Origin of the sequence: Nocardioides sp. Soil777 (assembly GCF_001428425.1) — a bacterium.
Classification (GTDB): domain Bacteria; phylum Actinomycetota; class Actinomycetes; order Propionibacteriales; family Nocardioidaceae; genus Nocardioides; species Nocardioides terrigena.
In genome coordinates this window covers 20,253-46,977 of the sequence record NZ_LMSN01000019.1, presented here as the reverse complement: position 1 = coordinate 46,977, position 26,725 = coordinate 20,253, and the positions used below count along the sequence as shown (strand labels likewise).

The window sequence follows — 26,725 nt, the reverse complement described above, 5'->3', positions numbered from 1 at the left end:
GCTGACCAGCCAGACATTCCTAAGGCGCCGTCTTCCGTGGCCCGTTGTCGAGGGGGGCGAGCGCTTGGTTCGCCCTTCGACACTTGCGGTCATTGCCGTTCCCGGGTGAAGTGATCGATGCCCACCGCTACGAACACCGCCGTTGATGTTCCTACTACGGACCCATCAGGCCCGGCGATGCTGGCGACGAGGAACAACTTGCGCCCCTCGTGGCGCTGCACTTGTGCCTGCAGTCGGTAGGGGACGCCGATCATCACTGGAGCTCGATACTCGACCGTCAACTGGCGCGTGACGGCTGGTGTCCCGACGAGGTAGAGCAGGAATCCGTAAAGGTCGTCGATGACCGTGGCGACTGCGCCGCCGTGGGCGATGCCGGGAGCGCCGACATGCCGGTTGTCGAAGGTGTGGTCGGCCACGACGCCGTCGCCCTGGCGGCGAACCTGGAGGTGATGGCCGTGCGGGTTGTCGGGTCCGCAGCCAAGGCACTCCTCGTGGTGGGGCGGCAGGTCGACTCCTTCCCGGTGCGGGCGGAACTTCTCAGCCCACGTGGCAAGCATCGATGGCAGGTCAGTCATGGGATGGACGGCCTCTCAGGAGTTGGGCCCAGGCGGAAAGGACCTGTTCTTGGCGGTGGCCTGGGTGGGAGGTGAGCAGGCCGCTGACCCCCCTGCCGAGGAGGAGGTCGAGGGTGAGTCGGATCTTGACCGGGTCGTCGGTAAGGTAGGTGCGACAGATCTGCGCAAGCTCGTCGTTGACGCGCTCCTCGGCTGGGATCAACTGGGCTCGCAGATCGGGATGTGAGCGTGCGGCCACCCACAGTTCCAGGGTGGCGGCGTACAGCGGGCCCGAAAGCGCCTCTGCCAGCAGCCCGAGCGCAGCCTCTTGCGGCTCGATCCGACTCCGAGGCCGGTTCGCCCCTTGAGTCGTGGCCGGGGACAGGTCGGCCAACGCCTCGCGCACCCGCCGCAGGCGCTTCTGCGCCAGATGCTCAACCGCCGCGACCACCAGCTGGTCTCGGGTCCCGAAGTGGTGCAGCTGTGCGCCTCGTGACAAGCCGGCCTTCTCGGCCACCGCGGCACTGGTGGTGCCGGTGTAGCCCAGCTCGACCAAGCACGCCACGGTGGCCTCCAGCAGCACACGACGAGTGGCTGCGGAGCGTTCCTCCTGTCGCCTGGCTTGGGTGGGCACACTCAGACCTTACATGCATGCACGAATGTATGTAAGGCGGCTATCGATCGCCGCTGCACGGTGATAGCGGTTCGCGAGGCAGCTGAAGCCATGGTGAGAGTTCTTACGGACTATCCGCATCGGATGGCGGGCCACTGCGGCACGGGCAGGTTGCGTGACTCCTCATGGAGTGGGCCGGATTCTGCTGGGACGAGTCGTCCTAGCGGTCGGTAACGACCTGAGCGGCGCCGCCCCACCCTAGGTGCACCTATAGGGCTGCACTGGATTCATCGGTCGTAGCCGGCGTCGGATTGGTGCCCGGTGCCATCCCTCCACCGCGTGGTCCAGTCCGAGATCGCGTGGAGCGCTGGCACGAGCGCCTGCGCCGCCTCGGTCGGGGCATAGCCGACCAGGCCCGATTCCGTGGTGGTGCGTCGCTCGAGGAGGCCCTCGGCCTCGAGCCGGCGCAGCCGGTCGCACAGCAGCCGATCCGAGACGCCAGGAACGGCGACGCGGATGTCGCTGAACCGCCGAGATCCCGAGAGCACTGCGAGCAGGATGCTGCCCGTCCATCTACCACCGATGAGCTCCAGTGCTTGCTGCAGGCCGAGGCAGTGGCCGGGCGGCCATTGTCCGGAAGTGCTGCTCTGCTCGGTCACCCGTCCATCATGACGTCTCGATTCGTCGCGAGGAACCTTTCGGTCGGACACCACCGCCCGCCGGGGTCACGTCGCCGCTGGGCACACCCCCTTCAACATTCACTTACGAAGGGTACTTACGATACGTAAGTTTTCGGCCTAGGATGAAGCCGTTGGAGCGGGCGGCCTCAGTCCGGCTCCGCACCTCGACGTGGAAGGTCTGGTGGCTGACCGTGGACGTACTCGTGTTGGTGGGGCGCATCCTGTTCGCCGCCTTGTTCTTGATGTCGGGATTCGGACACCTGACCCAGACCAAGATGATGGCCCAGTACACCGCCTCTCGCGGGGTTCCCCAGGCGCTCGCCCCGGCAGCGGTCTTCGGGACGGGGCTGCTGATCGTGGCCGGCGCACTGATGGTCCTGCTGGGTGTATGGGGCGACCTGGGCGCCCTGTTCCTGGTGGTCTTCCTGGTTCCCACGGCCGTGATCATGCACGGCCCCTGGGGCGTCGAAGATCCTCAGCAGCGGATGATGGAACAGACCCAGTTCCTCAAGGACCTGGCGCTGGCCGGGGCGGCGCTGATGGTGCTGGTCCTGTTCGGCTGGGCCGGCCCGGACCTGGGCCTCACGCTGACCGACCCGCTGTTCGACCTCGACTGAGCCCGCCGTTGCACCACGACCCGAACCGAAGCGCCCGGACCGGGGAGTCGTCGATGACTGGGCTGCGAGCCGATGACCTTGCCCCGGACTTCGAACTGCCCGACCAACATGAGACTCCGGTCCGGTTGAGTCGGCTGCTCTCGGGCGGGCCGGTGGTGCTGTTCTTCTACCCGATGGCGATGCGTCGAGGCTGCACCGCGGAAAGCTGCCATTTCCGTGACCTGGCTGCGGAGTTCGAGGCGGCCGGTGCGACCAGGATCGGGATCAGCCGCGACTCCGTGGCTCGTCAGCGTCAGTTCGACGCCGAGCATGAGCTGGCGTACCGGTTGCTCTCCGACGCCGACGGGACCGTGGCTTCCGAATACGGTGCGCAGCGGAATCTTCCCGGGTTGCCGCCGCGGCGGAGCACCTTCGTGATTGGCTCCGACCAGCGGGTGCGGGGAGTGGTCCGTAGTGAGCTGCGGATGGAGGCCCATGCCGACGAGGCGCTGCGCATCCTCGCAGCCGACGGGGGCACGGACGCCGGGGGGACCGGGCCTGCCTAGCGACGGTGGGGTGGCCTCCCCGGGGGCGGGGGGTTCTCCGGCCGTGGGTCGTCTTCCTCGTCGGTGAGATGTGCGTCGGGGTCGACGGAGGTCTCGAACGCGGCGGCGAGATCCTCGCCGGAGCTGTGTCCCCGGGTCTCTCGCAACGGGGTCTCGCGCAGGAACAGCAGGATGACGAAGCCCAGGATCGCGAACGGTACGGCGGCGAGGAACGTGGTCTGCAGCGCCTCGGCGAACCCGGTGGTGACCGCGAGATGGATGGGCTCGGGCAGCGCCGCGATCTGTTCGGGGCTGCCCTGGGTGGCCGACCCGGCGGGCATCTGGTCGGCGCTCACCCCGGCCGCCTTCAGCTGCGCGGGGATGGTGTCGCGGAGCCGGTGGGTGAGCAGTGCGCCGAAGACGGCGACTCCCATCGCGCCGCCCAGGGAGCGGAAGAAGGTGGCTCCGGAGGTGGCGACGCCGAGGTCGTCATGGGGCACCGCATTCTGGGTCGCCAGCACGAGGACCTGCATCACCATGCCGATGCCGGCGCCGGTGATGAACATGAACACTCCGGCCAGCCACAGCGAGGTGTCCACTGACAGCCGGCTCATCAGCGTCAGGCCGACGGCGGCGACCAGCAGGCCGACGACGGGGAAGATCTTGTAGCGGCCGGTGCGGGTGATCAGCCGCCCCGACCCGATGGAGGTGGCCAGCAGGCCGACCATCAGCGGAAGGGTCAGCAGGCCGGAGGCGGTGGGGGACTCACCCTTGACGATCTGCAGGTACTGCGGCAAGAAGATGATGGCGCCGAACATGGCGACCCCGACGACGAAGCCGGCCAGACTGGTGATGACGAAGGTGTGGTTGGCGAACAGCCGCGGCGGCATGATCGGTTCGGCCGCCCGGCGCTCCTGCCAGACCGCGAGCGCCAGCATGACCAGCGCCACCGCGGTCAACCCGTAGGTCCAGGCCGAGTTCCAGGCGAACTCCTTGCCGCCGAGCGAGAGCATCAGCAGCAGCGCGCTGATCCCGGCGACGATGAAGAACGCCCCCAGCCAGTCGATGGCGCGCCGGCGGCGCGGGAACGGCAGCTTCAGCACCCGTTCGGTCACCACCAGGGCCACGATGCCGATGGGGATCCCGACCCAGAAGGTCCACCGCCACGAGAGGTGCTCGACCAGGAAGCCACCCAGCAGGGGCCCGGCGACGGTGGCCAGGCCGAAGACCGAGCCGATGTAGCCCTGATAGCGGCCGCGTTCGCGGGGACTGACGACGTCGCCGATGATCGCCTGGGACAGTGCCATCAGCCCGCCCACGCCGAGTCCCATCACGGCCCGCGACCCCACCAGCTGCCCCATGTCCTGGGCGAACCCGGCGGCGAGTGAGGAGACCAGGAAGATCCCGATCGCAGACTGGAACATGATCTTGCGGCCGTACAGGTCCGACAGCTTGCCCCAGATGGGAGTGGAGGCGGTCGAGGTCAACAAGGTGGCCGAGACGACCCAGGCCAGCTGGTCCTGACCGCCGAGCTCACCGACGATGGTGGGCAGCGCGGTGGCCACGATCGTCTGGGACAGTGCGGCGACCAGCATGCCCAACATGAGCCCCACCAGGACGGTGAGGATCTGCCGGTGCGTCAGGTCCGGCATCACCTGCTCGCCGGGTGCCCCCGGGACACCGGCTCCGGGGGAGGACGCCGTACTCATCGCTGGCCCCCTTCCGCGGTGTGCGGATCCCCGGTCAGATGCTCGTCGAGACCAGCGTTGAACGCCGCCAGCAGGGACGCGAAGCGCGCCAGATCCTCGGGCGACCACGACCGCAGCAGCTCCCGGACGACGCCGCGCCGTTCCGCCCGCGTCGTCGTCAACACGCCTCGGCCTCGATCGGTGAGCCGCAGCCGGAGAGCGCGCCGGTCATCGGCGTCCGGTTCGCGCGTGACAAGGCCGGCCTGCTCCAGGGCCGCGACCTGTCGGCTGATCGTCGAGGCGTCCAGGTGGAAGTGCGCTGCGAGCTCACTGGACCGCAGCGGGCCGGTGTCATGGAGCCACGCGAGGATCCCGTAGGCGGCCCTCTCCACGACCTGCTCTGTCGGGCCGCCGCGCAGGTGCACCTTCTGGGCACGACGCACCAGCAAGGTCAGCTCCTGCTCGATGGACTCCACCGAGGCCAGGTCGGTCTCCGATCCAACTGATTGCATGTACCAACCATAACGGCTTGGCGACGGCGAGCGCACCCACCCGTGGATGTCTCGCGTGGCCAGAGCCGGAGCGGCGCCGGGATAAGCGCTACTGCTCCAGGTGTAGCGGCTCAGCAGTCCCACCCGACGCAGATCGCAAGTGGGCGATGTTTGGGGACAGCCGGACGCCAGTCAGGAGATGTCGCCGACCACGTAGCGCTGCAATGTGGGAGCAAGCGCGGCCACCAGCTCGTCCTGGCTTGCAGAGGTCAGATCCTCGAGGCCGACGACGTGGCGAGCCACGGCGAGGCCAAGGATCTGCGACATCACGAGCGCGGCGCGCAAGGGTGCCTGCCCAACCCCGAGCTGGGACACGACCGGTTCCAGCAGCCCAGTGGTGAACTTGTCGCCAACTATGCGAGCGGTGTCGGCTTCGACCGCGGCGGTGCGGAGTGTTCCGAGGATGCGCTCTCGCCGGTCCGTCTCATCGAGTGCCTCGATCACCAGTCTTGCCAAGCGCTCGCCGACGCGCCTCGGGTCCCCGTCCAGGAGCCGAGCCATGAGCGCGGGCGAATCAGAAGAAGGGTTGACGACTTCGTCGAACAGCTTTCGTTTCGAGCCGAAGAAATACGCCACGAGGGCGGCATCCACGCCCGCCTGTGCTGCGATCGCCCGCAGCGTGACGCGATCGTAGCCTCCAGCGGCGAACTGCTCGCGGGCTGCTCGAGCTATCTCCTCGCGTGTCGAACTGTGCCCCGGCCGGCGGCCTGGTCGTGCGGGGACGGGGCTCACGGCCGACGCTGCCACTGGCGCCGTTCACCAGAAGGTTGCTCCACACCTCACCTGCCTAGTTGTTCCGTCCGAAGGGCCGCCGTCGAAGGGCTGGCGGCTCGGAGAGTAGACGCGACACGCCGGGGCGTGGCACTCCTCATGAAGTCCAGCTTGTGTGTCGCTGGTCAGCGACCGCGTCACCTCGTCGAGGCCGGTGCGGTCCTGATGACAGTGTCGGACGATGGTGCTCGAAGGGCAACGAGGCTGCATACGTGGTCACCACGACGTCGGGGCAACGTCGACTCAAAGCGGAGACGACACTGCTGAGTGCGCCAATTCTTGGTGGTCTCCCGAACTCGCTCAGCCAGACGCGGCAACGCCGGGCGATGAAACGCCATCGGTATCCAACAGCGTGCCACTGCCGGGAAGGCGTAGCGCCGTGGGCGGCTGGCCCCTCTGCTTCTACCCTTTTCCTCCTATGTTTTTCGGCGTAGGCTGGCGCAGACCGCTACCTACGGGTGATCGCGATCCCCCGGGTTCGGCCGCCACGGCTGGAGGTGGGTGAGGTGACATACGGGAATCCGTACGGCCCGGCATGGCAACAGCTGGGGAGCGCCCTGTGGGATGTCTTGGCAGTCGTGTGGTGGACGCTGGTGGCTGGCAGCGTCGCGTTCGGTGCATGCTGGTGCATGGGGCAGTTCATGTATACGGAGTGGGTTCGCGACCATCCTGCGCCCCGCCTGCGGTTCTTGGCCGAACGCAGGCTGCGTCGAGACATCGCCCGCGGGCTGGGCGACCTTGAGGAGTACCTCCGCGAACGCAATGCAGCGCAGCTCGACGACGGGCCTGCCCGTTCCGCCCGGTCCCGGACCTGGAGGCGCCGGGGCTGGCACCGACCTTGAAACAGACCCCGACAGCACGAACGCCTCCAGGATCTGCGGTTTGCAGGCGGTTCTCTGACGGCTGCCCCAAGTCCCGGGCCGTTCGATGGCTGGGACCTCGCGGGTCGGACGTGTCTGCGGCGGGACGCCGACGCCAGCACGCTGGATTGCGGCCAATCTGCTCGGGGTGGCTGTAGTGCCCGGGGAAACCGCACGGGGGGCGGGATTGGTCCGGTGGGGGAGCTGGACACGTAGCAGCTCAGGTGACGTGGAGGTCGCATGCTCCGGCCGCGTCCGGACGCCCGGCGTCGGCGACCGCGCCAGACACGGGCATTCCCGGGTGCGGGGACGATATCGACGGCCCGGCACAGGCCCCGGCGGGCCGCGATCGGTATCCCAACCGGGACAGCCGGATGGGCCTGGCGCGATGAGCGATGCTGAGCAGATGATGCCGAGCCGCTGGCAGGACGAGAGCGAGGGGCTGCTTCGCGTTGTCGAGCGCATTGCCCTGATCCTGAACGAAGCCGGGATCCCACGGATGCCCGCCAGGGTGTTGGCCTACATGCTCGCCGACGACGCTGACCGCTACTCCGCCGCCGCGCTCGCGGACGGGCTTCGGGTCAGTCCGGCCGCAATCTCGGGGGCCGTGCGGCATCTCACCGCGACACGAATGGTGGTCAAGGAGCGCGAACCCGGGAGGAGGGCCGAGTTCTACCGGGTCTGCGAGGGCGACGTGTGCGGCATGATCGTGGCCGCCCGGATCCCGGTTCTCAAGCAGTGGGAGTCCGTGGTGGAGTCCGCGGCCGTCGAGCTCGGCGCGAACGGCGGTGGCCACCGATTGGCCGAGGCGACGGAGTTCATCGCGTTCCTGCGCGGCGAGACGGAGGGCACGCTCGAGCGCTGGGCCGAGCACCGCCGAGATCCTGGATAGCGATCCTCGGTGGTCGAAGCGCCGTCAGGGATTGGTGGTCGATCGCGTTCGGGCCCTGCCGGCGGTCCGGGTCGGTGTGGTGGGGCCTCCAATGAGGGCCGCGAAAGCCTTCGGCTCTGGATGCCCCAGTCGGGTCAGTTGCGGACCTCGATGCCCTGTCGGTCGGTGGCCTCGGCCTGCTGGTTGAGCATGGTCAGCAGCTTGTCGCCCTCGATGTCGAGGTCGGGCAGCAGGCGGTCGAGCCAGCGGGGCAGCCACCACGCTCGCTCGTCGAAGACGGCCATGAGAGCCGGGACGAGCGTCAGCCGGACGATGAAGGCGTCGATGAGGATGCCGGCGGCGAGGGCGAAGCCGATCTGCTTGATCATGATGTCGTGGCTGAAGATGAAGCCGGAGAAGACCGCGACCATGATGATCGCGGCTGCTACCACGACGCGGCTGGCCTGGTCGAAGCCATGCACGACGCTCTGGCGGGCTGGCTGGCCGTGGATGTGGGCTTCGCGCATGGAGGAGACCAGGAAGACCTCGTAGTCCATGGCGAGCCCGTAGAGGATGCCGGTCACGATGATCGGCATGAAGCTCATCAGCGGGCCGCCGGTGTCGAACCCGAAGAGGCTGCTGAGCCAGCCCCACTGGAAGACGGCGGTGGTGGCACCGAAGGTGGCCAGGATGCTGAGCAGGAACCCGGCGGTGGCCTTGAGTGGGACGACGATCGAGCGGAAGACCAGCATCAGGATCAGTACGGACAGCACGATAATGATGGCGAGGTAGAGCGGTAGGACGTCGGCGAGCTTGTCGGACATGTCGATGCCGATGGCGGTGAACCCGGTGACGCCTAACTGCACCTGGTTGTCCTGGGCGATGGCGTTGTCGGGCTCGCGCAGCGACTTCACGAGGTCGCTGGTGGCCTCGTCGCTGGGCCCGGAGATGGGGATGACGCTGAACACGGCCAGGTCGCCGGCCTCGTTGACGCCGACCGGGGCGGCCAGCACGATGTCGTCTCGGCTCTGGAACTCGGCGAGGAGCTTGGCGGTCAGCTCGGGTGTGACGCGGTCTGCGGTGCCGGTGGGCTCTGCGGTGACCAGAAGGGGGCCGTTGAATCCCTCACCGAAGCCCTGGGAGACGGCCTCGTAGCTCTGCCGGGCGGCGGTGTCCTGGTTCGCGGTCTCGCCGGTGGGGATGCCCAGGTTCATGCTGGCCGCGGGGATCGCCATCACGCCCAGGATCGCGACCACTCCTGCGATGACGGGCCACCGGAACCTGATCACGCCCTTGACCCAGTGGTCGGCGACGCTGTGGGACTCCGCCTCCACCTTGGCGCGGCGCCGGGATCGGGCCTTGTCGGAGCAGATCCGCTCCCCGACCAGCCCCAGCAGCGCGGGCAGCAGAGTCAGGGCGATGAGCACGGCCAGGGCGACCGTGGACGCCGCGACCAGTGCCATCGTGGACAGCATGGCGATGCCGATCACGGTCAAAGCGGTCAGCGCGATGAGGACGGTCAGGCCGGCGAAGAACACGGCACTGCCCGCGGTGCCGACCGCTCTGCCCGCTGCCTCCTGCGCGCTGAGTCCCCGATCGAGAATCAACCGTCGCTGCCGGTTGACGACGAACAGCGCATAGTCGATGCCGACGGCGAGGCCGACCATGAGACCGAGGACGGGGGTGGCGGAGTTCATCTCGACGGCCGTGGAGAGCGCGTACGCCCCGCCCACGCCGATGCCGACGCCGACCAGCGCGGTGATCAGGGGCAGACCGGCCGCGATCAGCGAACCCAGGGTGAGCACCAGCACGAGAGCGGCGACGGCGAGACCGATCACCTCACCGATACCGACCGGGATTTCGATGGCCTTGAGCGAGTCGCTCGGGAGCACGGTGATGCCCGTTCCCTGCTCGGCACGCTCGACCACCTCGACCACCGAGGTGACGTCGTCATCGGTCAATGAGGTCGAGGCGACGGTGAACTGGAACTGGAACAGCGCGACCTGCCCGTCCGAGGACACCAGCACGCCGGGCACCGGGGCCCCGTCCACCACCAGCGGCTGGTAGGGAGGCGCCTGTCCCTGGTCCGTCCCGGCTGGGGGATCGGCCGGTGCACCTTCCTGATCAGTGCCCGGTCCGCCCTGCTCCCCGGTACCCAGAGCGGCGTCCAGGGGGTTGACGACCTTCTCCAGGTCATAGACGTCGCTGACGGTGCCGCTGATCACCGCAAGACGCTCCGGGGTGTCGAGGCGCTCACCGTCCGGCACAGTGAACACGACGCTGGCCTGGCCTCCCGACGCCGCGGGAAGCTCATCGGCCACGCGGTCGAGCACGGTCTGGGCCTCGGTGCCCTCGATCTTCATCTCGGAGCTGACGTTCACCCCGTTGAAGGCCACGGCACCGACGACCGCGGCGAGGACCGCCACCCAACCGGCAATGAACAGCCACGGCCGGCCGAATGCGGTTCGTCCGAGCCGGTACAAGAATGTGGACATGGGTTCTGGGTCTCCTGGTGGGCGAGGCGGTGGCTAGAGGCCGTGGCGCAGGTAGTCGAAGGTGAGATCGAGGAACGAGCCGTAGTCCATCGATGCCGGGGTGGCGTCGTTCTCGCCGTCTAGGTGCACGTCGAGAGTTCCCTCCAGGGCGGCCATCACGGCGCCGTAGACGGCGCCGAACAGCAGTGGCACGTAGATGGCGGGATAGCGGTCCCCGGCTGCGGATCCCAGGAGTTCTTGGGCGGTGTGGCGCATGCGTTGCTGAACGCTGAGGACGTAGGGCTCGAGGGTTGGGTACTGCCGTGCCATGGCCATCAGCTCGCGCATCCTCACCAGGGTGTCCGCGGTGAACTGATCCCTCATGACGGATAACAGGGCGTCGAGCAGTGGCAGGTCTTCTGGCAGGTCGGCGAGGATCGCGCTGGCGTCGTCGACACCCCCGAACGCGACCGCGGCGACTGCCTCCTCCTTGCAGGAGAAGTGGTTCGCGAAGGTGCGCCGGGAGTAGCCCGCCCGCTCCACGACGTCCGCAGTGACAAACCCGAACAGCCCGCGCTCACGGGTCAGCTCGAAGGCCGCCTCGGCCAGCGCCTGTGCCGTCGCCTCCCGCTTGAGGTCCCGCAGCCCACGATCCACTCCCTCAGTATGACGGGGCCTGCCCATTGAGCAACATTGCCCAGTGAGCACGCAGGCATTCGCCTGACGCCTTGGTGAGCGGTAGCCGCCGCCGGCGGCCGGTAGCGTGACGGCACACGCGACTGCTGATCCGCCTTCGGCGGCCGGTCCAGTTAGTCGGCGGCATCGACCTAGGGGAGCGCGTATGGGTGCTGATGGCGAAGCGGTCGGCGTCGACCGCGCACGGAACCAGACGACGACTGACGGGGAACAGTTCGCCGATGCGGTGTTGGCCCTGCTCGCAGTCGCTCGGCGGACCAGGGGCCGACTTCAGCCGCTTTTCGACGACGTCACCGTGCCGCAGTTGGTGCTGCTGGACGCCGTGCAGGCTTGCGGTCGCGAGGGCATCGCCGCCATCTCGGCATACACGCTGCTGAGCCAACCCACGGTGACCCAACAGGCCGCCGGGCTGGAAGCGGCCGGCCTGCTGCGCCGCATCCCAGCCGCGGATGATCGACGCCGACGCGTACTCACGCTCACCGAGCGCGGGGAGCAGCTCCTGGCCGCCAAGCGCGGCCTGGTTGCCGACCGGTTGGCGGTGGCCTGGACATCCCTCACCGCCGAGGAGCAGTCGATCGCGGTCCCGCTGCTGCGTCACATCATTGATCTTGTCTCGGAACTTGCCTGAGTCACGATTGCCCGTTTCATTCCTATGTAGCTCGGCGTAGTGTCAGCCCCGCGTCTTCGTTACGCACTTGGCCGCCGCCGGACCTACCGTCTTGCCCGGCCAGTCCGGGAGAGGGCTGTGCGTTCTGCGGACCTCCACGGGACTCGGATGGCACTACCTGGCCGGAACCTTCCTCGACGTGATTCGCTACCTCGTGTGGTGGCTCGTCGGTGGCCTCCTTGCCGGTGGAAGCTGCTGGTACGTGGGCGCCAACGTGTACGAGAACGGGTGTGCGAAACGCCGGCTCCCCGAGTCAGGTTGGCGGCTGAGCTGCGGCTACGACGAGACGTACGTCGGGGCTGTCGCGTGCTCGAGGATTACCTCGCCAGGCAAGAAACTCACGGGAGTCGGACGGAAGGCCGGCCTCAGAACCGATCGGCTCAGCCTCAACGGTGGATCGGCAACTCCCACCCGCTCTCGCGAAGGACTCACTGGCGCCGACGCGCTGATGAATAGGCCCCCCACCAGAAGTGCTCCAACAGGATGCCCGAGATCAGGATTCCCACCATGGTGCCTGCTCCCGAGACGCCTTGCCCGGATCGCGACGGCCTGCGGTCGCCGCGCGTCGGGGAAGGCATCGACCAGGGCCGAGAGAGTCGCCGGCATCACCGCGGAGGCGCCGATACCTGCCAGGCCTCGCAGCGCAATGGGGGGTCCCCGGCTGCTCCACCAGCCCGGACGCCAGCGATGCGACAGCGAACAAGGGTAGGCTCGCAACCTATGTTGACGTCCCCACCGGTCGGCTGCGATCCCGACCGATAGCAGCAACGCCGCAGAGGCCAGGGGCTTAGACGTTCACCACCCACGTCAGCTCGGTCTGCGTGGCCCGGTGCTCTCGGCGATGTCCGGTAGCGCGAGCGAGAGGGAGGACGCGGCACCGATCACCAGAGCGAGGTCCACACACATCGTCACCACAGGCGGTCAAGTCACCGCGTCCGGCCGGCGGAGAAGTAGTCACTGGCATTATCGGATACAAGGCGTCGGCCTCGGGGACAGCAACGCGAGGGCTCGGGTGTCGGGCCAGGACGCGAGGCGCCCTGTGGGGGAGTGCTCCTTGGAGACCTCACGATGGTCTCCTCGACGGCCAGCGTGCGGCGGAGGACGTCGATCGGGGGGCTCGAGCGCGATCAGCTCGCCGCACCGCAGTCCGGCCTCGATCAGGGTCTCGACCATCAGCCGGTGCTGGGCGGGCAGCGCGGGAGACGCTCGTACTCGCCCGGGGTACGGGTGCGGGCCTTAGCAGCGATCACCTGGGTAGCTCGGTCGGTGTGGTCGCAAGGTTTGAGGTCATTCTCGGACTGTGGACTAGATGGGCCCGCGAGATCTTTCTCGTTCGCGGGAATTCCGCTGACCTGCTTGCAGTTGTGGCTGAAACGAAACTGTTCCGTTTCGACCGAGCATCAGGAGACACCCCGCGTGACACCACAAGAGGCGGCCGTCCGGCCCCGCATCGAAGGTGAGCGCGAGCAGGAGATCCTGCTCGCGACGCTCGACGTGCTAGCCGAGGTCGGCTACGACCGTCTCACCATGGACGCCGTCGCGTCTCGCGCGAAGGCCTCCAAGGCCACCCTCTACCGCCGGTGGCACTCGAAGGCTGAGCTGGTGATTGAGGCCGTCATGCTCCACAAGGGCCCGGCCACCTCGCCTGACACCGGTAGCTTCCGCCAGGACCTCATCGAGATGAGCTGCGGGGCTGGCGGCCTCACCGACGCGAAGCCGCTCGGGATGCTGGCCAGCATCATCACCGCGCTCAACCTCGACGACGAGTTCGCCGAGCGATTTCGGCGCGACTTCATCGGACCCAAGGTGGCCATGGGTCGACTCGTCTACGAGCGAGCACAGGCCCGCGGCGAGATCCGCGCCGACCTGGACATCGACCTGGTGACACCGGCGCTGGCCGGGATGGTCCTGCACCGAATCTTTCTGATGGGCGAGCACGCCACCCCCGACCTGATCACCGCCCTGATCGACCAGATCATCATCCCGGCCTGCCGCCCGCAAACCCACACCCCCGCGAAGACAAGGAACCGTCTTGACTGACATCGACCGCGCCACCCCACCCGACGCGGCCCGCATGGCCGCCCCACAGCGCGAGCTCCACCTCGGCTGGGCTCTGGTCCTCATCTCGATCGCCCAACTGATGGTCGTCCTCGATGCCACCATCGCGAACATCGCGCTGCCCTACATCCAGGTCGACCTCAACATCAGCAACGCCAACTTGACGTGGATCGTCACCGGCTACGCCCTGGCGTTCGGCAGCCTGCTGCTGCTTGGCGGCCGCCTCGGTGACCTCTACGGCCGCCGCAAGGTGTTCATGATCGGCCTCGGCATCTTCGCGGTCGCCTCCCTGCTCGGCGGGCTCGCGACCAACGAGCCGCTGCTGCTCGCCGCCCGTGGCCTGCAGGGCCTCGGTGCCGCGCTCGCCTCCCCGGCCGCCCTGGCGCTGATCACCACTACGTTCCCCGCAGGCCCCGCCCGCAACCGGGCCTTCGCGGTGTATGCCGCGATGTCCGGCGCGGGTGCGGCCGTCGGTCTGATCCTCGGTGGCTGGCTGACCGGCACGTCGCCGGAGCTCTTCGGCATGGTCGTTGACGGCTGGCGCCTCACCTTCTTGATCAACGTGCCGATCGGCCTCGGTGCCGCCGCCCTGGCGCCGCGCTTCCTCAACGAGTCCGAGTCGCACCCGGGCGAGCTCGACCTGCCCGGCGCCGTCACTGGCACCCTGGCGCTGGTCGGCATCGTCTACGGCCTGTCCCGCGCCGGCACCGAGGGGTGGAGCGACGCGATCACCGTCGCCAGCCTGGTGGTCGGCGTGGCGCTGCTGGTCGTCTTCGGGCTGGTCGAGAGCCGGGTGGCGCACCCGCTGCTCCCGTTCCGGATCTTCACCAACCGAACCCGGGCGTCCAGCTTCGTGGCGATGTTCCTCGCGCCCGCGGCGATGTTCGCGATGTTCTACTTCCTGAGCCAGTACCTGCAGAACGTCATGGGCTACAGCCCGCTCAAGACCGGTGTCGCGTTCCTGCCGTTCACGGTGGGCATCGTGTTCGGGGCCGGTCTGGCCTCCAACCTGGTGAACCGGATCGACCCCCGCTACATCTCGGGAGTCGGCACGCTGCTCGCCGCGGGCGCCCTGTTCGGCTTCTCCCGGATCCCATTCGACACCCAGTTCCCGGTGAGCGACGTGACGGGGACTTATGTCGCCAACATCCTGCCGTACACCGTCTTGATGGCGGTCGGCATGGGCCTGACGTTCGTGCCAGTCACCCTGACGGCGGTCCACCACCTCCGCTCCGAGGAGTCCGGCATCGGGTCCGGGGTGCTCAACACGATGCAGCAGGTCGGCGGCGCCCTCGGCCTCTCAGTGCTGGCCACGGTCGCCACACAGACGTTCACCGACCGGGGCGCCGAGCTGGCCCAGGCCGGCGCCGCTGCGGGCGGCGAGGCCCCGTCAGCGGAGGTCATGCAGCGGATGCAAATCATCGTCCAGCAACAGATCTTTACTGAGGGCTCGACCCAGGCTTTCCTGGTCGGCTCGATCCTGATGCTCGCGGCATCCGCGGTGATCTGGATCTTCCTCGACGTGAAGCATCAGGAGCTCGCCACCGACGGCCCCGAGGGCGTCCACGTCGGTTGAGGCAGCCCACTCACTCGTGAGGCGGTCGTCAGCCCGAGAGGTTGGCGGCCGCGTGAATTAATGAGTCCACGGCTGAGTTATCCGTACCAGCCTCGTCGGCCGGCGGTAGCCGAGTCCCGTCGCTGAGCGCGTGTCGCTGACCGCTCGCTGGTTCCGGCACCCGCGTGGTGCGTCCAGCAGTCTCCTGCCGTTTGGCGCCTCGGAGCTCAATGACTGGCGTCGAGGTAGCCCATCATCCGGTTCAGCAACTGCGAGGCTCGGTGCAGGTCGGCCGACGCGGGAGGGGGCTCGTCCGCCAGCAGCGGCAGCCGGCTCGCGCGCCAGTCCGGGCGGTACTCGTCGGCCAGCGCGGTCGCGACCCGGCCGGCGTGCCGTACGGCCTGCGCATCGACCGTCCAGACGACGTCGAAGCGTCGCTGCGCGTCGCGCGTCGTGTCCTGGCCGGGTCGCTCGACCGCGGCCATGCACGCCGGGAGGTCGTCGGCGTCGCACACCAGCAACCACTCGCGGTTGAGCGGCGCCTCCCGGGGCAGCGCCACCTCGGTGAGGGCGCCGGGGCGTGACAGTGAGGGCTCGGCGAGGGCAGCGAAGACGACGGCGGCGCGCGCGGTGCGGGCGAGCTCGGTCCAGCGGGCGCGCGCCTGCTCGAGGAACATCGCGCGCTGGAACCCGCCGAAGAGCACCGGTTCCTCCGCGCGGGCGCAGCACTCGTCCTCGATGGCATGGCTCAGCGCGACCAGGGTCGCCTTGGACAACCGCTGCGGGATGAGCTCGGGGTGGCGGCGGCGGAGCTCGGCGTACACCGACCGCGACCGCAGGGCGAGCGATGGGGGGCCGTCCGTCCCGACGCGCCGTACGGCGGCCCCGAGAGCGAGCCCGGCGGTGCGGTGTCGGAGGACCTCGAGCACGGCGGCGACGTCCTGCTCCGTGTACCGACGGTGTCCACCGGGTAATCGTGCGGGACGTGGGAACCCGTAGCGGAGCTCCCAGCTGCGCAGCGTCGCGGGTGGGACACCGGTGCGGTCCGACAGGTCGCTGATGGTCAACAGGTGCGTGTGGTCCGGGCTGGTCACTCGAAACCTCCGCACGTTGCCTAGATATTTTTTGAAGTATTGCATAGTTTGTGGGAACACGGTCGAGGTTCAGGAGGACGCGGTGACCCCACGCACGACGGATGACGCCCTGAGTCGGCTGCTGGACGCCGGTGCCGCGCGCGCCGCCGTCACGGCGCAGCACGCCCGACTCTGGGCCGCGCTGGCCCTGGCGACGGAAGGTGGCAAGCGGTTCCGGCCTGCCCTGGTGGTCGCGGCGCACGACGCCCTCGGTGGGCGCCGTACCGCGGCAGCCCTGGAGGTCGGGGCGGCGGTCGAGCTGCTCCACACCGCCTTCGTCATCCACGACGATGTCATCGACGGCGACGACGTGCGACGGGGACGTCCGAACGTGAGCGGCACCTTCCGCGCGCTGGCCCTGGAGAGCGGCGCGTCGCCCGAGGACGCGGTCGACCTGGGTCGGACGGCCGGCATCCTGGCCGGCGACCTGGCCCTCGCCGCGGCGATCCGTGCGGTGGCCACCTGCGGGGCACCGACCGCGGTCGTCGGGCGGTTGCTCGACCTCTTCGACGCGGCCCTGCACACCACGGCTGCCGGCGAGCTCGCGGACGTGGAGCTGTCGATCGGCACCGCGCCGTCGTCGCTCGGCGGCAGCCTGGCCATGGCCGAGCAGAAGACCGGGGCGTACTCCTTCGAGCTGCCCCTCCAGGCCGGTGCGCTCCTCGCCGGCGCCGACGACAGCACGGTCGCCGACCTCGGGGACGCGGGCCGCTCGCTCGGGATCGCCTTCCAGCTCGTGGACGACCTCCTGGGGGTCTTCGGCGACCCAGGCCGGACGGGCAAGAGCGCGACGAGCGACCTGCGCACGCGCAAGCAGACCCCGCTCCTGGTCCACGCGCGGTCGACGCCGGAGTGGGGGCAGATCCTCGGCCACGTCGGTCGCGAGCTGGACGACCGCGAGCTCGACGAGGTCCGCGACCTCCTGGTGCGGTCGGGGTCACGCCACTACGTCGAGGGGTTGGTCGAGGCCCACCTCGCCGCCGCCCGGGACGTGCTCGTCCGGCTCGGAATCCCGGTCGCCCTGCTCGATGTGGTCGAAGTGCACCCGGCGGCCTTCGCCGCCGGCGCGGAGGTGGCGGCATGAGCCTCTTCCTCGTCAAGACCCGACCCGTGCAGCGCCTCTACGACCGCGTGTCCGAGGCCAGTGCCGCGCTCGTCATCAGCTCCTACTCCAGCTCGTTCGGGCTCGCGTCCCGCCTGCTCGCGGGCCCGGTCCGGGGCCGGGTGCGCAACATCTACGCCCTGGTCCGGATCGCCGACGAGATTGTCGACAACCCGGACCTGTCCCTCGGCGTCGAGTCCCGCGCCCGGATGCTCGGCTGGCTCCACGAGGACGTCCGCCACGCCCTGCGGACCGGGTACAGCGCCAACCTCGTCGTGCACGCGTTCGCCCGGACGGCCATCGCCTGCGGCATCACCGACGACATGATCGACCCGTTCTTCGCGTCGATGCAGATGGACCTCGAGACCTCGACCCACACGCCGGAGACCTTCGACCGCTACGTCTACGGCTCGGCCGAGGTGGTGGGCCTCATGTGCCTGCGCGCCTTCCTCGCCGACCGGCCCGCGGGGCCCGAGCGGGACGCCGAGCACGACCGGCTCGCCCCGGGGGCCCGGCGGCTCGGTGCCGCCTTCCAGAAGCTCAACTTCCTGCGCGACCTCGCCGAGGACTACGACCTCCTGGGTCGTGCCTACTTCCCGGGCCTCGTCGTCGACCGCTTCTGCGACGCCGACCGCGACCGCATCCTCATCGACATCGACGCCGACCTCGCGGCGGCGGCCCTGGTCGTGCCCGACCTGCCGCCGAGCAGCCGCCGCGCGGCGGCAGCGGCCCACGCGACGTTCGCCGAGCTCGCCGCGCGGCTGCGCGCGACGCCCGCCGCCGAGATCCGGCGTCAGCGGGTGCGGGTCCCGGACGCGGTCAAGGTCCGGATCGCCGCCGGCGCGCTGTACGGCGGCCGGTCGTGACGTCGCTCCTGCCCCACCACCGACTGCTCGGGGGTACGACGGAGCCCGAGCGCGGCAGCCGTCGCGTGGTGGTCGTCGGCGGCGGCATCGCCGGGCTGGCCACCGCCGCGCTGCTCGCGTCGCGTGGGCACAGCGTCGACCTCCTCGAGCAGAACGACGAGCTGGGCGGTCGCGTCGGCAGCGTCGAGCGGGACGGGTTCCGCTTCGACACGGGCGCCTCGTGGTACCTCATGCCCGAGGTCTTCGAGCACTTCTTCGACCTGCTCGGCACCACGGCGGCCGCCGAGCTCGACCTCACCGTGCTCGACCCGAGCTACCGCGTGTTCTTCGAGGGGCACCCCGACCCGGTCGACATCCGTCCCGACCGCGCCCACAACCGGGCGGTGTTCGAGTCGCTTGAGCCGGGCGCCGGGGAACGCTTCGACGCCTACCTGCGCTCGGCCAAGGACACCTACGACGTCGCCCTGCGCCGCTTCCTCTACAACAGCTTCGACTCGCCCGCGGCCTTCCTGCGTCCCGACGTGGTGCGGCGGAGCCCGAAGCTCGGGCGGCTGCTGACCCGGTCGCTGGGCAGCCACGTGGCCGCCCGGTTCTCCGACAACCGGCTCCGCCAGGTGCTGGGCTACCCCGCGGTGTTCCTCGGGTCGTCGCCGAGCCGGACGCCGAGCATGTACCACCTGATGAGCCACCTCGACCTCGGTGACCGAGTGCTCTACCCGCAGGGCGGGTTCACGAGGCTGATCGAGGTCATCGTTGCGCTGGCAGAGCGGCACGGCGCCCGCCTGCGCACCGGCACCCCCGTCACGGCCATCCTCACCGAGGGGGGCGCCCGGGGCAGCCGTGCACGGGTGACGGGGGTCGAGCACGAGGTGGCCGGCGGCGGTCGCCGTACGCTCCCGGCCGACGTGGTCGTCGGTGCCGCGGACCTGCACCACCTCGAGACCGCGCTCCTCCCCGCCGCGCTGCAGACCCACCCCGAGCCGGCGTGGCGGCACCGGTCAGCGGGCCCCGGCGCCGTGCTGGCGATGCTCGGCATCGAGGGCCGGCTCCCCGAGCTCGCGCACCACTCGTTGTTCTTCGTGTCCGACTGGGACAGCAACTTCGGCGACATCTTCGGACCGGACGCCAGGGTCCCGGAGCCCGCGTCGATCTACGTCTGCAAGCCGTCGGCGACCGACCGCACCGTGTCGCCGGAGGGGTGCGAGAACCTCTTCGTCCTCGTGCCGGTGCCCGCCGACGTGGAGATCGGCAGCGGGGGCGACGACGGGCGGGGGTCGGAGGCTGTCGAACGCGCCGTGGACGCGGCGATCGACCAGGTGGCGACGTGGGCCGGGGTCAGCGACCTGCGGGGGCGCGTCCTGGTGCGGCACACCGTCGGGCCGGCGGACTTCGAGCGGCGCTACAACGCCTGGCGGGGTGGCGCGCTCGGCCTCGAGCACACGCTGCGTCAGAGCGCGTTCCTCCGCCCCGGCAACGCCTCCGCCAAGGTGGACGGGCTGCTCTACGCCGGAGCGAGCACCGTCCCCGGGGTGGGGCTGCCGATGTGCCTGATCAGCGCCGAGCTCGTCCTCAAGCGGCTGACGGGCGACCGGTCGGCGCTGCCGGTGCCGTCCTGATGGGCCTCGAGCGCTGGTCGTACGTCGCGATGCTGGCGTTCTGCCTGGCCGGCACGCTGCCGCTGGTGCCGGCGTTCCGGCTGCGGGTGCTGCGGCAGCCGGGCCGGCTGCTCCTGACCGTGCTGGCCGCCGGGTCGCCGTTCCTGCTTTGGGACCTCTACGCCACGCACGCCCGTCACTGGCACTTCGACCCGGCCCAGACGCTGCCGTGGCGGGTCGCGGGCATTCCCCTCGAGGAGGTGGGTTTCTTCGTCGTCATCCCGGTCGTGACGGTGCTGACGTACGAGGCGGTGAAGGTGGTCCGCGGCAACACGCCCCGGAGCGCTCGACGCCGCGAGGAGGTGTGATGACCTACACGGCGCTCACGGTGGTGGCGGTGCTGGCGACGATCGCGCTGGACCGCTGGGTCGCGCGCACCCGGGTGACGAGCACGGCGAGCTGGTGGTCCGCGTACGGCATCATCGTGTTCTTCCAGCTGCTGACCAACGGCTGGCTCACCGGCCGCCGCATCGTCCGCTACGATGGCGACGCGATCCTCGGCAGCGGCGACGTGCGGTTCGTGGGTGACGGCCGGCTCGTCTTCGCGCCGGTCGAGGACCTCGGCTTCGGCTTCGCCCTGGTGCTGAGCACTACCGTCGTCTGGGTGTGGCTCGGCAGACGCAACGGCGAGGAGAGCGCGTGAGCGCCGCGCTCCGGACCCGCCTCGACGCGATGCAGCCCACCGACATCGGCGTCCCGGGCCCGAGCAGCCTCGACATGGCGCGGGCGTTCCGGTCGGTGCGGGCGCACCCGCTGTCCTTCCTCGTCGAGGTCGCGGAGCGCCACGGCGACCTCGTCTCCTTCCCGGTGCCGGGTCCACCCGCGCTGCTCGTCAACGACCCGGACGCCGCCCGGCACGTGCTCCAGACGTCGGCGCGGCACTGGGGCAAGCAGACCGTGCAGTACGCCGCGCTGGCCCGGGTCACCGGCCCCGGCCTCCTCGCCTCCGCCGAGCCGACCTGGATCGAGCACCGCCGGCTCGCTGCCCCCGCGTTCCACCACCAGCGGCTGGAGGCGGTGGGAGACCAGGTGCGCGCTGCCGCCGACGGCGCCATCGCCGCCGGGCTGTCGCGGAGCTCGGTGCAGGACGGCGCGGTCGTCGACGTGGCGGCGCTGACGCACCGGATCGGGCTCGACGCCGTCGGTCGCGCGCTCTTCTCCGCTGACCTCACCGGGCACGCCCAGGAGCTGCTGGACGCCACGAGCGAGGCGGCCGAGCTGGTCGTCCGCGCCGGCCGGGCGATCCTGCCGATCCCCGACCGGGTGCCGACACCGCTGAAGGTCCGGCTGCGCGCGACGCGGCGCCGGCTCGACGTCATCTCCGCGCAGATCATTGCCGAGCGGCGGGTGCGTGGCCACTCCGGGGACTCGTACGGCGACGACCTCCTCGGCCTGCTGCTCGACAGCGGCCTGCGTGACGACGAGATCCGCGACGAGCTGGTGACCATGGTGATCGCCGGGCACGAGACGGTGGCCGCGGCGCTCGCCTGGACGCTGATGCTGCTCGCCGAGGACCAGCCCGCCCAGGACCGGGTGCGCACCGAGCTGGCCTCACACCCGGGACCGGTGCCGCTCGTCGGCCACCGGGACAGGCTGCCGTGGACCCGGGCCGTCGTCGACGAGGCGCTACGCCTCTACCCGCCCGCCTGGGCGCTCTCCCGCCGCTCGCAGCAGCCCGACGTGGTCGCCGGTTGTGAGGTCCCGGCCGGCACGCTCGTCATCATCAGCCCCTGGCTCCTGCACCGGCGCACCGACACGTGGCCCGACCCGCTGGCCTTCCGGCCGGAGCGGTTCCTCGGCGAGGGCGCGGTCCGCTCGGGCTACCTGCCGTTCGGGCAGGGACCCCGGCTCTGCATCGGACGCGAGTTCGCCCTGGGGGAGATGGTCCTCGTCCTCAGCCGGCTGCTGCCGTCGTACCGGATCGACGTGACACCGGACTGGTCCCGCCCGCAGGCGGCCGCGCAGGTCGCCGTCCATCCCCGCGGTGGCATGCCGCTCGTCGTCACCCGCCTCCGGGTACCGGCATGACAGACCTCGTGCTCGTCGTCGTGCTCCTGCTCGCGGGCGGTGCCGCAGCGTGGCTCGCCGCCGACCTCCGGACCATCGTCGGGGGAGCCACTCGGTCGGTCCCCTCGCTCGCCGTCGTCGTGCCGGCGCGCGACGAGGAGGCGACGCTCCCGGCGGTGCTGGATTCCTTGCACGGGCTGGGCGTGGACGTGGTCGTGGTGGACGACGACTCCCGCGACGCCACGGCGTCGGTGGCACGAGCCGCCGGAGCGCGAGTCCTGGCCGCCGGGACGCCGCCGCCCGGGTGGACCGGCAAGGCGTGGGCATGCCACGTGGGTGCGGAGGCGACGACGTCCGACCTGCTGCTGTTCCTCGACGCGGACACGGTGCTGGCGCCGGACGCGCTGGCCGGTTTGGTGGACCTGCACGACCGGCACGGCGGCCTGGTGTCCGTGCAGCCGTTCCACGCCGTCGAGCGGCCGCACGAGCAGGTGTCGGCGTACTTCAACGTGGTCGCGGTGCTGGCCAGCGGCGCTTTCACGCGTGACGGGGGACGCCGGCCGATGGCGTTCGGGCCGTGCCTGCTGACCTCGCGGGCGGACTACGAGCGGGCCGGCGGTCACGGCTCGGTCCGGTCGGCGATCCTCGACGACGTCGAGCTCGCGGTGGCCTACCACCGCGCCGGGCTCCCCGTCCGGTGCTGGGTCGGCGGCGACCGGCTCCGGATGCGCAGCTACCCGGGCGGGCTCGGCCAGCTCGTCAGCGGCTGGACCAAGAACATCGCCTCGGGCGCCTCCGCCGCTGCGCCCGGCCCGACCCTCGGCACGGTGCTGTGGATCAGCGCCCACCACGCCGTCGCCGTCGGCGCGCTCCTCGCGCTCGTCGAGGCGGTCACCGGGTGGGGTGCCGCCTTGTCCTACGGGCACCCGCTCGTCTGGGCCGTGGCCTGGGTCGTGGCCGCGGGGCAGCTGCGGTCCCTGCTCGCGCGGGTGGGCTCGTTCCGGTGGTGGACGTGGGCGGTGTTCCCCGTGCCCCTGCTCGCGTTCGACCTCGTCTTCGCGCGCTCGGCCGCTCAGACGGCGCTGCGCCGCTCGGTGAGGTGGCGGGGCCGGGCGGTCGACCTGCGGCACCGCTCGGTCGAGGGAGGCGCCTGATGCTGAGGCTGCTGATCCCGCAGGGCGTGACGATCCTCGTCGACATCGTGGCGTGGGGGACGTTCCACGCCGCGACCGGCTACGCCGCCCACCGGTTGCGCGACGAGCGCCTGGAGAGCGACGGTTGGCTGCTGCGGGAGCGAGGGTTCGAGGACGGGGGCCGCTGGTACCGACGCCGCCTGCGGATCCACCGCTGGAAGGACCGGCTCCCCGAGGCGGGGGCCCTCTTCACCGGCGGCCTCAGCAAGCGCGAGCTGCCGTCGTACGACGGACCCGGGCTGCGGCTCTTCGCGCGCGAGACGCGACGGGCCGAGCTCACCCACTGGTGGTGCATGGCGTGCGGGCCGCTCTTCGTGCTGTGGAACCCGCCGCTCGCCGCGGGCCTCCTCGTCACGTACGGCGTGCTGGTCAACCTGCCGTTCATCCTCATCCAGCGCTACAACCGGTTCCGCATCCAGTCGCTGCTCGAGCGGCGGTACGCATGACGTCCCGCGACACCGCCCCCGGGTCGGCCCGCTCCTCCGGCGGCACGGCCACCGCAACGCGGCCGCCGTCGCTGCTGCGGCCCTCGAACCCCCGGCACGGGCCGGTGGCCCAGCTGCTCATCGCCTGGGCGCCGCTCGGCGCGATCCTGCTCGTCTACTGGGTCGCGCAGTGGATCAGCGCGCCGCTGAGCGCGGGCGCCGCGACCAACCGGCTCGGCTTCGGCCTGCACGTCACCGGGCCGGCCGACGCGGACCGGGCCGTCTTCGGCGAAGTCCCGACCGTCTGGCTCCAGGCGCGCCTCGTCGACGGGTCGCCGCACTGGTACGACGTCGCCGCCGCGCTGGTCTACGTCACACACTTCGTCGCCATCCCGCTGCTCACGGCGGTCCTGTGGTTCCGCCTGCGCGAGCGCTTCGCCGTCTGGGTGGCGAGGGTCCTCGCGTTCACCGCCGTCGGGGTGACGGGCTACGTCGCCTACCCCGCCGCGCCGCCCTGGATGGCGTCGGAGCAGGGGGCGATCGGCCCGGTCGAGCGCATCTCGAACCTCGGCTGGGAGCCCGTCCACCTCGATCTCGTCGGGACGCTGGTCGCCTCCGCCCAGGACGGCAGCAACCCGGTCGCCGCGATGCCGTCGCTGCACGCCGGCGCCGCCCTGCTCGTCGCCCTGTTTCTGTGGCCGTCGGTCGGCCCGCGGTGGCGTTTGCTGTTGCTGGCGTATGCCTTGGCGATGGCAGTCACGCTCGTCTACACCGGCGAGCACTACGTCGCCGACGTATTTGCGGGTTGGCTGACGGCGGGGTTGGCCGTCACCGTGGTCGCGTCGCTTCGTGCGACCTTCGCGAGACGTCTGCCTACGTGTCGAGCGGGTGCGTCCGGCCGGTATGCGCAAGGATGATGTCGCAAAGGGAAGCTGCAGGCTTAAAATCGCAGACCAAGGCGATGGGCCGCTGCCGCATGCAGCCTTCGTCATCGGACACAGACGACCTCGACCGCGTTGACCCGGGGCGGGGTCCGCGTTCCAGCGATGCGATCAGGCGGGTGTACCAACGTTAGGAGTAGCGCGTTCGAGAGGTCGTCGATACGCTCGAAGAGGGTGTCGAAGTCCGTGATCTCGGTGGGGATCTGCCCGTCCCTTCGGGCAAGCATGGCGTCGATGACCGCGTGCAGGACGCTGGCGCGACTCGGTTTGAACCGCCCCGGGATGTCCGGAGACCGGAAACTCCAGGCGGTTCAGTTAGCAGGTCGCGACCACGTTGATCAGCGCCGCCTCGGCCTGCTTGCGACGCTCGAGCAGCCACTCGGGGGAGTAGGTCCCCGGGCGGAGTCTGGGGATCGCGACGTCGATGGTGCCGGCCCGGGTATCCCCGTGCCGGTAGCTGTGGGAAAGGTAACCCGCTCCGGCGAGTCACGGACGTACTCGGCGCCACAGACCGCGTCGGCCTCGGCTGACATCAACGCGTTGATCACCGTGTTGAGCAGGTCCCAGATCAGATCCTGCGACGCGGCCGACAGGCCGTTGTCGAGCAGCTGGGCAGGGTGAGAATTGGCGGAGCGGTCATCGTGATGATCCTCTCCAGAGTGCTGTAGACGGCTCACCCGAAGAATCACGCGGTGGCCGCGTCTACGTCCCGGCGACATGCGGGGCAACGATCACGTCGACCGCGATACCCCACTATTGAGGACTCAACTGCAACCTCACCCCGGTCCGCGTCGACCCACTTTGCGGAACTCGCTTGGCGACTGCCCGGTCCAGCGCCTGAAGGCGTGAGAGAAGTTCGCCAGGTCGCTGTAGCCGAGATCGACGGCGGTCTGACTGATCGTCAGGGAGTGGTCGAGCAGGCGGACGATGGCCCTCTCGCGTAGTAGGGATTGTCGAACCTCCCGGAAGGTCGTCCCCTCGTCGTCAAGTCGTCTCTTCATGGTGCTGGTGGAGACGCCGAGGAGTGCTGCGACCTCCTGGCTGCTGCTACGCCCGGGATCCTCCTCGAGCAGTCGCCTCACGCTCTCCGTGACACTGGTGGCACTGGTGTTCCGCTCAAGGGTGCGGCTCAGCTCGGCGATGGCCAGGCGGTAAGCAAGCGGGTCTGGGAATCGGCAGCGGGCCTGAAGCGTCTCGGCGGGCACGTCGATGAAGGATGCGTGCGCGTCGAAAGCCAGACGTCCGGTCAGGAGATCTATGTGGCCCTCCGGAAACTGGGGGGCCTTCCAGGCCAGGTGCAATGTTACGCCTGGCAGCGTGCCGGCCAGCATGTCGAGCAGTCGGAGCAAAGCCGCGCCACCGTAGGTGATGACCAGGCAGTCGAGATCGGGGTCGTCGGTGTGGCCGCTGAGGCCTACCGTCAGGCTGCGCTGGCCCTGGTGGAAGTGGGGACGAAGGGCCCCGGAGATGACGGGCAGGTACCCGAGCAGTTCGAAGACCTCGGCCACGGATCCAGCGCTAACCAAGGGAAGGCTTAAGGGGCCGAATGAGGTCAGCTGGGCACTCTCGGCGAACGCGAGTCCTAGATGGGTGGCGCCTTCGGGGTCGAGGTCGGGGTAAACCTCGCGAAACCACCGAATTGGCACCTGTCGGTCGTGCCGGACCAGCTCCAGTTCGGAGGTGTCATGGAGGTCGATGATCCGACGGAAGTGGGCCACGGCGTCGGGCTCGAGGGCGTCGCTATTCAAGAGCTGCACGAACGCGAGCGGCGGCACCCCTGGCTCGTGAGCCTTCACTCTGCCTCCTGAGCCCAAATCACAACATATTGACTCGGGTGACCATAGCCACAGCAGCAACGGAGCACAAACACTTGAAACACGTTCAAGCAAGGAGATGTTCTATGTCAGTTGTCACCTTCATGTCCCATGACGGGGAGAAGCACGAGGCACCCCTCGAGGAGGGTGCGTCCCTCATGCAGATCGCGGTCGACAACATGGTGCCCGGGGTCGACGGCGACTGCGGCGGAGAGGCCGCGTGTGGCACGTGCCACGTGATTGTCGATGACCAGTGGGTCGCCGAGGTCGGCCGTTCAGGTCCGGTCGAGGAGGAGATGCTCGCCATGAACCCCGAGCGCGATCCGGCGTCTCGTCTGGCGTGCCAGATGCGCGTGAGCGAGAACTGGGACGGCCTCGTCGTTCGACTCCCCGAATTCCAGATGTGACCG

Annotated in this window: 26 protein-coding genes and 1 pseudogene; 16 read left to right on the top strand and 11 right to left on the bottom strand. The window is 69.8% G+C overall.

All coding sequences use genetic code 11. From position 1 onward, the window contains the following. Positions 1 to 89: 89 nt before the first annotated feature. The 3 genes from ASG88_RS18555 to ASG88_RS18545 all read right to left on the bottom strand — a co-directional run bounded on the left by ASG88_RS18555 (position 90) and on the right by ASG88_RS18545 (position 1,826). Positions 90 to 575, bottom strand: coding sequence for a PaaI family thioesterase (locus tag ASG88_RS18555; protein WP_056888935.1), 486 nt, complete (start codon positions 573 to 575; stop codon positions 90 to 92). Further along, on the bottom strand, positions 568 to 1,137 hold the full coding sequence (locus tag ASG88_RS18550; RefSeq protein WP_056888934.1) for a TetR/AcrR family transcriptional regulator: 570 nt from the start codon (positions 1,135 to 1,137) through the stop codon (positions 568 to 570). Before ASG88_RS18550 ends, ASG88_RS18555 begins: the two co-directional genes overlap by 8 nt. Before the next feature lie 317 nt (positions 1,138 to 1,454). After that, on the bottom strand, positions 1,455 to 1,826 hold the full coding sequence (locus tag ASG88_RS18545) for a winged helix-turn-helix transcriptional regulator (protein ID WP_200956499.1): 372 nt from the start codon (positions 1,824 to 1,826) through the stop codon (positions 1,455 to 1,457). A gap of 152 nt (positions 1,827 to 1,978) precedes the next feature. On the opposite strand from ASG88_RS18545, the gene ASG88_RS18540 reads away from it, so the two are divergent. Then, entirely contained in the window at positions 1,979 to 2,464 is a 486-nt protein-coding gene (locus ASG88_RS18540; RefSeq protein WP_235534922.1) for a DoxX family protein, read from the top strand. Between the two features lie 53 nt (positions 2,465 to 2,517). After that, the gene (locus ASG88_RS18535; RefSeq protein WP_056888933.1) at positions 2,518 to 3,009 is read left to right on the top strand and encodes a peroxiredoxin; all 492 of its coding nucleotides are present in this window, start codon (positions 2,518 to 2,520) and stop codon (positions 3,007 to 3,009) included. Here the strand turns inward: ASG88_RS18535 and ASG88_RS18530 are convergent. The 3 genes from ASG88_RS18530 to ASG88_RS18520 all read right to left on the bottom strand — a co-directional run bounded on the left by ASG88_RS18530 (position 3,006) and on the right by ASG88_RS18520 (position 5,959). Further along, positions 3,006 to 4,697, bottom strand: a complete 1,692-nt coding sequence (locus tag ASG88_RS18530; protein WP_056888932.1) for an MDR family MFS transporter — start codon at positions 4,695 to 4,697, stop codon at positions 3,006 to 3,008. The genes ASG88_RS18535 and ASG88_RS18530 overlap by 4 nt on opposite strands. Further along, complete coding sequence (locus ASG88_RS18525; protein WP_162259868.1) at positions 4,694 to 5,152, bottom strand: MarR family winged helix-turn-helix transcriptional regulator; 459 nt, start codon at positions 5,150 to 5,152, stop codon at positions 4,694 to 4,696. Before ASG88_RS18525 ends, ASG88_RS18530 begins: the two co-directional genes overlap by 4 nt. Before the next feature lie 207 nt (positions 5,153 to 5,359). Further along, positions 5,360 to 5,959 carry a TetR family transcriptional regulator gene (locus ASG88_RS18520; RefSeq protein WP_056889263.1) on the bottom strand — a complete coding sequence of 200 codons (600 nt, stop codon included), beginning with the start codon at positions 5,957 to 5,959 and terminating at the stop codon, positions 5,360 to 5,362. Between the two features lie 1,287 nt (positions 5,960 to 7,246). Between ASG88_RS18520 and ASG88_RS18510 the strand changes: the two genes are divergently transcribed. Continuing rightward, positions 7,247 to 7,750 (top strand): GbsR/MarR family transcriptional regulator, encoded by a 504-nt coding sequence (locus ASG88_RS18510; RefSeq protein ID WP_082600721.1) that lies wholly within the window; start codon positions 7,247 to 7,249, stop codon positions 7,748 to 7,750. A 134-nt stretch (positions 7,751 to 7,884) separates the two neighbouring features. Here the strand turns inward: ASG88_RS18510 and ASG88_RS18505 are convergent, their stop codons facing one another. Together ASG88_RS18505 and ASG88_RS18500 are read right to left on the bottom strand one after the other, a co-directional pair. After that, positions 7,885 to 10,224, bottom strand: coding sequence for an MMPL family transporter (locus tag ASG88_RS18505; protein WP_056888929.1), 2,340 nt, complete (start codon positions 10,222 to 10,224; stop codon positions 7,885 to 7,887). A gap of 33 nt (positions 10,225 to 10,257) precedes the next feature. Beyond that, positions 10,258 to 10,860, bottom strand: a complete 603-nt coding sequence (locus tag ASG88_RS18500; protein WP_200956498.1) for a TetR/AcrR family transcriptional regulator — start codon at positions 10,858 to 10,860, stop codon at positions 10,258 to 10,260. Between the two features lie 184 nt (positions 10,861 to 11,044). Here ASG88_RS18500 and ASG88_RS18495 point away from each other — a divergent pair, with 184 nt between their 5' ends. From ASG88_RS18495 to ASG88_RS18485, 3 genes are all read left to right on the top strand, one after another. Then, a complete protein-coding gene (locus ASG88_RS18495) occupies positions 11,045 to 11,527 on the top strand; it encodes a MarR family winged helix-turn-helix transcriptional regulator (RefSeq protein WP_056888927.1) in 483 nt (160 codons plus the stop codon). 1,395 nt (positions 11,528 to 12,922) lie between these two features. Then, positions 12,923 to 13,606, top strand: a complete 684-nt coding sequence (locus ASG88_RS22750; RefSeq protein ID WP_235534921.1) for a TetR/AcrR family transcriptional regulator — start codon at positions 12,923 to 12,925, stop codon at positions 13,604 to 13,606. Beyond that, on the top strand, positions 13,599 to 15,200 hold the full coding sequence (locus ASG88_RS18485) for an MFS transporter (protein WP_235534920.1): 1,602 nt from the start codon (positions 13,599 to 13,601) through the stop codon (positions 15,198 to 15,200). Before ASG88_RS22750 ends, ASG88_RS18485 begins: the two co-directional genes overlap by 8 nt. A gap of 206 nt (positions 15,201 to 15,406) precedes the next feature. Here the strand turns inward: ASG88_RS18485 and ASG88_RS18480 are convergent, their stop codons facing one another. Beyond that, positions 15,407 to 16,273, bottom strand: coding sequence for a DICT sensory domain-containing protein (locus ASG88_RS18480; protein WP_056888925.1), 867 nt, complete (start codon positions 16,271 to 16,273; stop codon positions 15,407 to 15,409). Between the two features lie 82 nt (positions 16,274 to 16,355). Between ASG88_RS18480 and ASG88_RS18475 the strand changes: the two genes are divergently transcribed. From ASG88_RS18475 to ASG88_RS18435, 9 genes are read left to right on the top strand one after another with little or no spacing between them, the layout of a single operon-like run. Then, the gene (locus ASG88_RS18475) at positions 16,356 to 17,396 is read left to right on the top strand and encodes a polyprenyl synthetase family protein (RefSeq protein WP_056888924.1); all 1,041 of its coding nucleotides are present in this window, start codon (positions 16,356 to 16,358) and stop codon (positions 17,394 to 17,396) included. Beyond that, positions 17,393 to 18,280, top strand: coding sequence for a phytoene/squalene synthase family protein (locus tag ASG88_RS23625; RefSeq protein ID WP_056888923.1), 888 nt, complete (start codon positions 17,393 to 17,395; stop codon positions 18,278 to 18,280). Before ASG88_RS18475 ends, ASG88_RS23625 begins: the two co-directional genes overlap by 4 nt. Then, positions 18,277 to 19,896 (top strand): phytoene desaturase family protein, encoded by a 1,620-nt coding sequence (gene crtI, locus ASG88_RS23620; protein ID WP_200956497.1) that lies wholly within the window; start codon positions 18,277 to 18,279, stop codon positions 19,894 to 19,896. The genes ASG88_RS23625 and crtI overlap by 4 nt, the downstream gene beginning before the upstream one ends. After that, positions 19,896 to 20,243: a lycopene cyclase domain-containing protein gene (locus ASG88_RS18460; RefSeq protein ID WP_056888922.1), complete on the top strand. Its 348-nt coding sequence runs from the start codon at positions 19,896 to 19,898 to the stop codon at positions 20,241 to 20,243. The genes crtI and ASG88_RS18460 overlap by 1 nt, the downstream gene beginning before the upstream one ends. Further along, positions 20,243 to 20,578 (top strand): hypothetical protein, encoded by a 336-nt coding sequence (locus ASG88_RS18455; RefSeq protein WP_056888921.1) that lies wholly within the window; start codon positions 20,243 to 20,245, stop codon positions 20,576 to 20,578. The genes ASG88_RS18460 and ASG88_RS18455 overlap by 1 nt, the downstream gene beginning before the upstream one ends. After that, the gene (locus tag ASG88_RS18450; protein WP_056888920.1) at positions 20,575 to 21,963 is read left to right on the top strand and encodes a cytochrome P450; all 1,389 of its coding nucleotides are present in this window, start codon (positions 20,575 to 20,577) and stop codon (positions 21,961 to 21,963) included. The genes ASG88_RS18455 and ASG88_RS18450 overlap by 4 nt, the downstream gene beginning before the upstream one ends. Then, complete coding sequence (locus ASG88_RS18445; RefSeq protein WP_082600716.1) at positions 21,960 to 23,096, top strand: glycosyltransferase; 1,137 nt, start codon at positions 21,960 to 21,962, stop codon at positions 23,094 to 23,096. Before ASG88_RS18450 ends, ASG88_RS18445 begins: the two co-directional genes overlap by 4 nt. After that, positions 23,096 to 23,581: a hypothetical protein gene (locus tag ASG88_RS23185; RefSeq protein WP_056888918.1), complete on the top strand. Its 486-nt coding sequence runs from the start codon at positions 23,096 to 23,098 to the stop codon at positions 23,579 to 23,581. Before ASG88_RS18445 ends, ASG88_RS23185 begins: the two co-directional genes overlap by 1 nt. After that, on the top strand, positions 23,578 to 24,477 hold the full coding sequence (locus ASG88_RS18435) for a phosphatase PAP2 family protein (RefSeq protein WP_056888917.1): 900 nt from the start codon (positions 23,578 to 23,580) through the stop codon (positions 24,475 to 24,477). Before ASG88_RS23185 ends, ASG88_RS18435 begins: the two co-directional genes overlap by 4 nt. A gap of 342 nt (positions 24,478 to 24,819) precedes the next feature. Here ASG88_RS18435 and ASG88_RS23935 read toward each other — a convergent pair. Next, positions 24,820 to 25,141: pseudogene (locus ASG88_RS23935) on the bottom strand (transposase); the annotation flags it as partial. Between the two features lie 136 nt (positions 25,142 to 25,277). Then, positions 25,278 to 26,297, bottom strand: coding sequence for a helix-turn-helix domain-containing protein (locus tag ASG88_RS18425; RefSeq protein WP_056888915.1), 1,020 nt, complete (start codon positions 26,295 to 26,297; stop codon positions 25,278 to 25,280). Between the two features lie 104 nt (positions 26,298 to 26,401). Between ASG88_RS18425 and ASG88_RS18420 the strand changes: the two genes are divergently transcribed. Continuing rightward, entirely contained in the window at positions 26,402 to 26,722 is a 321-nt protein-coding gene (locus ASG88_RS18420) for a 2Fe-2S iron-sulfur cluster-binding protein (RefSeq protein WP_056888914.1), read from the top strand. The last annotated feature ends 3 nt before the right edge of the window (positions 26,723 to 26,725 follow it).

Coding starts and splice junctions, on each gene's coding strand:
- ASG88_RS18435 (WP_056888917.1), top strand. CDS start 23,578: ATGACGTCCCGCGACACCGCCCCCGGGTCGGCCCGCTCCTCCGGCGGC.
- ASG88_RS18455 (WP_056888921.1), top strand. CDS start 20,243: ATGACCTACACGGCGCTCACGGTGGTGGCGGTGCTGGCGACGATCGCG.
- ASG88_RS18505 (WP_056888929.1), bottom strand. CDS start 10,224: ATGTCCACATTCTTGTACCGGCTCGGACGAACCGCATTCGGCCGGCCG.
- ASG88_RS18530 (WP_056888932.1), bottom strand. CDS start 4,697: ATGAGTACGGCGTCCTCCCCCGGAGCCGGTGTCCCGGGGGCACCCGGC.
- ASG88_RS18420 (WP_056888914.1), top strand. CDS start 26,402: ATGTCAGTTGTCACCTTCATGTCCCATGACGGGGAGAAGCACGAGGCA.
- ASG88_RS18445 (WP_082600716.1), top strand. CDS start 21,960: ATGACAGACCTCGTGCTCGTCGTCGTGCTCCTGCTCGCGGGCGGTGCC.
- ASG88_RS23185 (WP_056888918.1), top strand. CDS start 23,096: ATGCTGAGGCTGCTGATCCCGCAGGGCGTGACGATCCTCGTCGACATC.
- ASG88_RS18555 (WP_056888935.1), bottom strand. CDS start 575: ATGACTGACCTGCCATCGATGCTTGCCACGTGGGCTGAGAAGTTCCGC.
- ASG88_RS23625 (WP_056888923.1), top strand. CDS start 17,393: ATGAGCCTCTTCCTCGTCAAGACCCGACCCGTGCAGCGCCTCTACGAC.
- ASG88_RS18460 (WP_056888922.1), top strand. CDS start 19,896: ATGGGCCTCGAGCGCTGGTCGTACGTCGCGATGCTGGCGTTCTGCCTG.
- ASG88_RS18535 (WP_056888933.1), top strand. CDS start 2,518: ATGACTGGGCTGCGAGCCGATGACCTTGCCCCGGACTTCGAACTGCCC.
- ASG88_RS18495 (WP_056888927.1), top strand. CDS start 11,045: ATGGGTGCTGATGGCGAAGCGGTCGGCGTCGACCGCGCACGGAACCAG.
- ASG88_RS18510 (WP_082600721.1), top strand. CDS start 7,247: ATGAGCGATGCTGAGCAGATGATGCCGAGCCGCTGGCAGGACGAGAGC.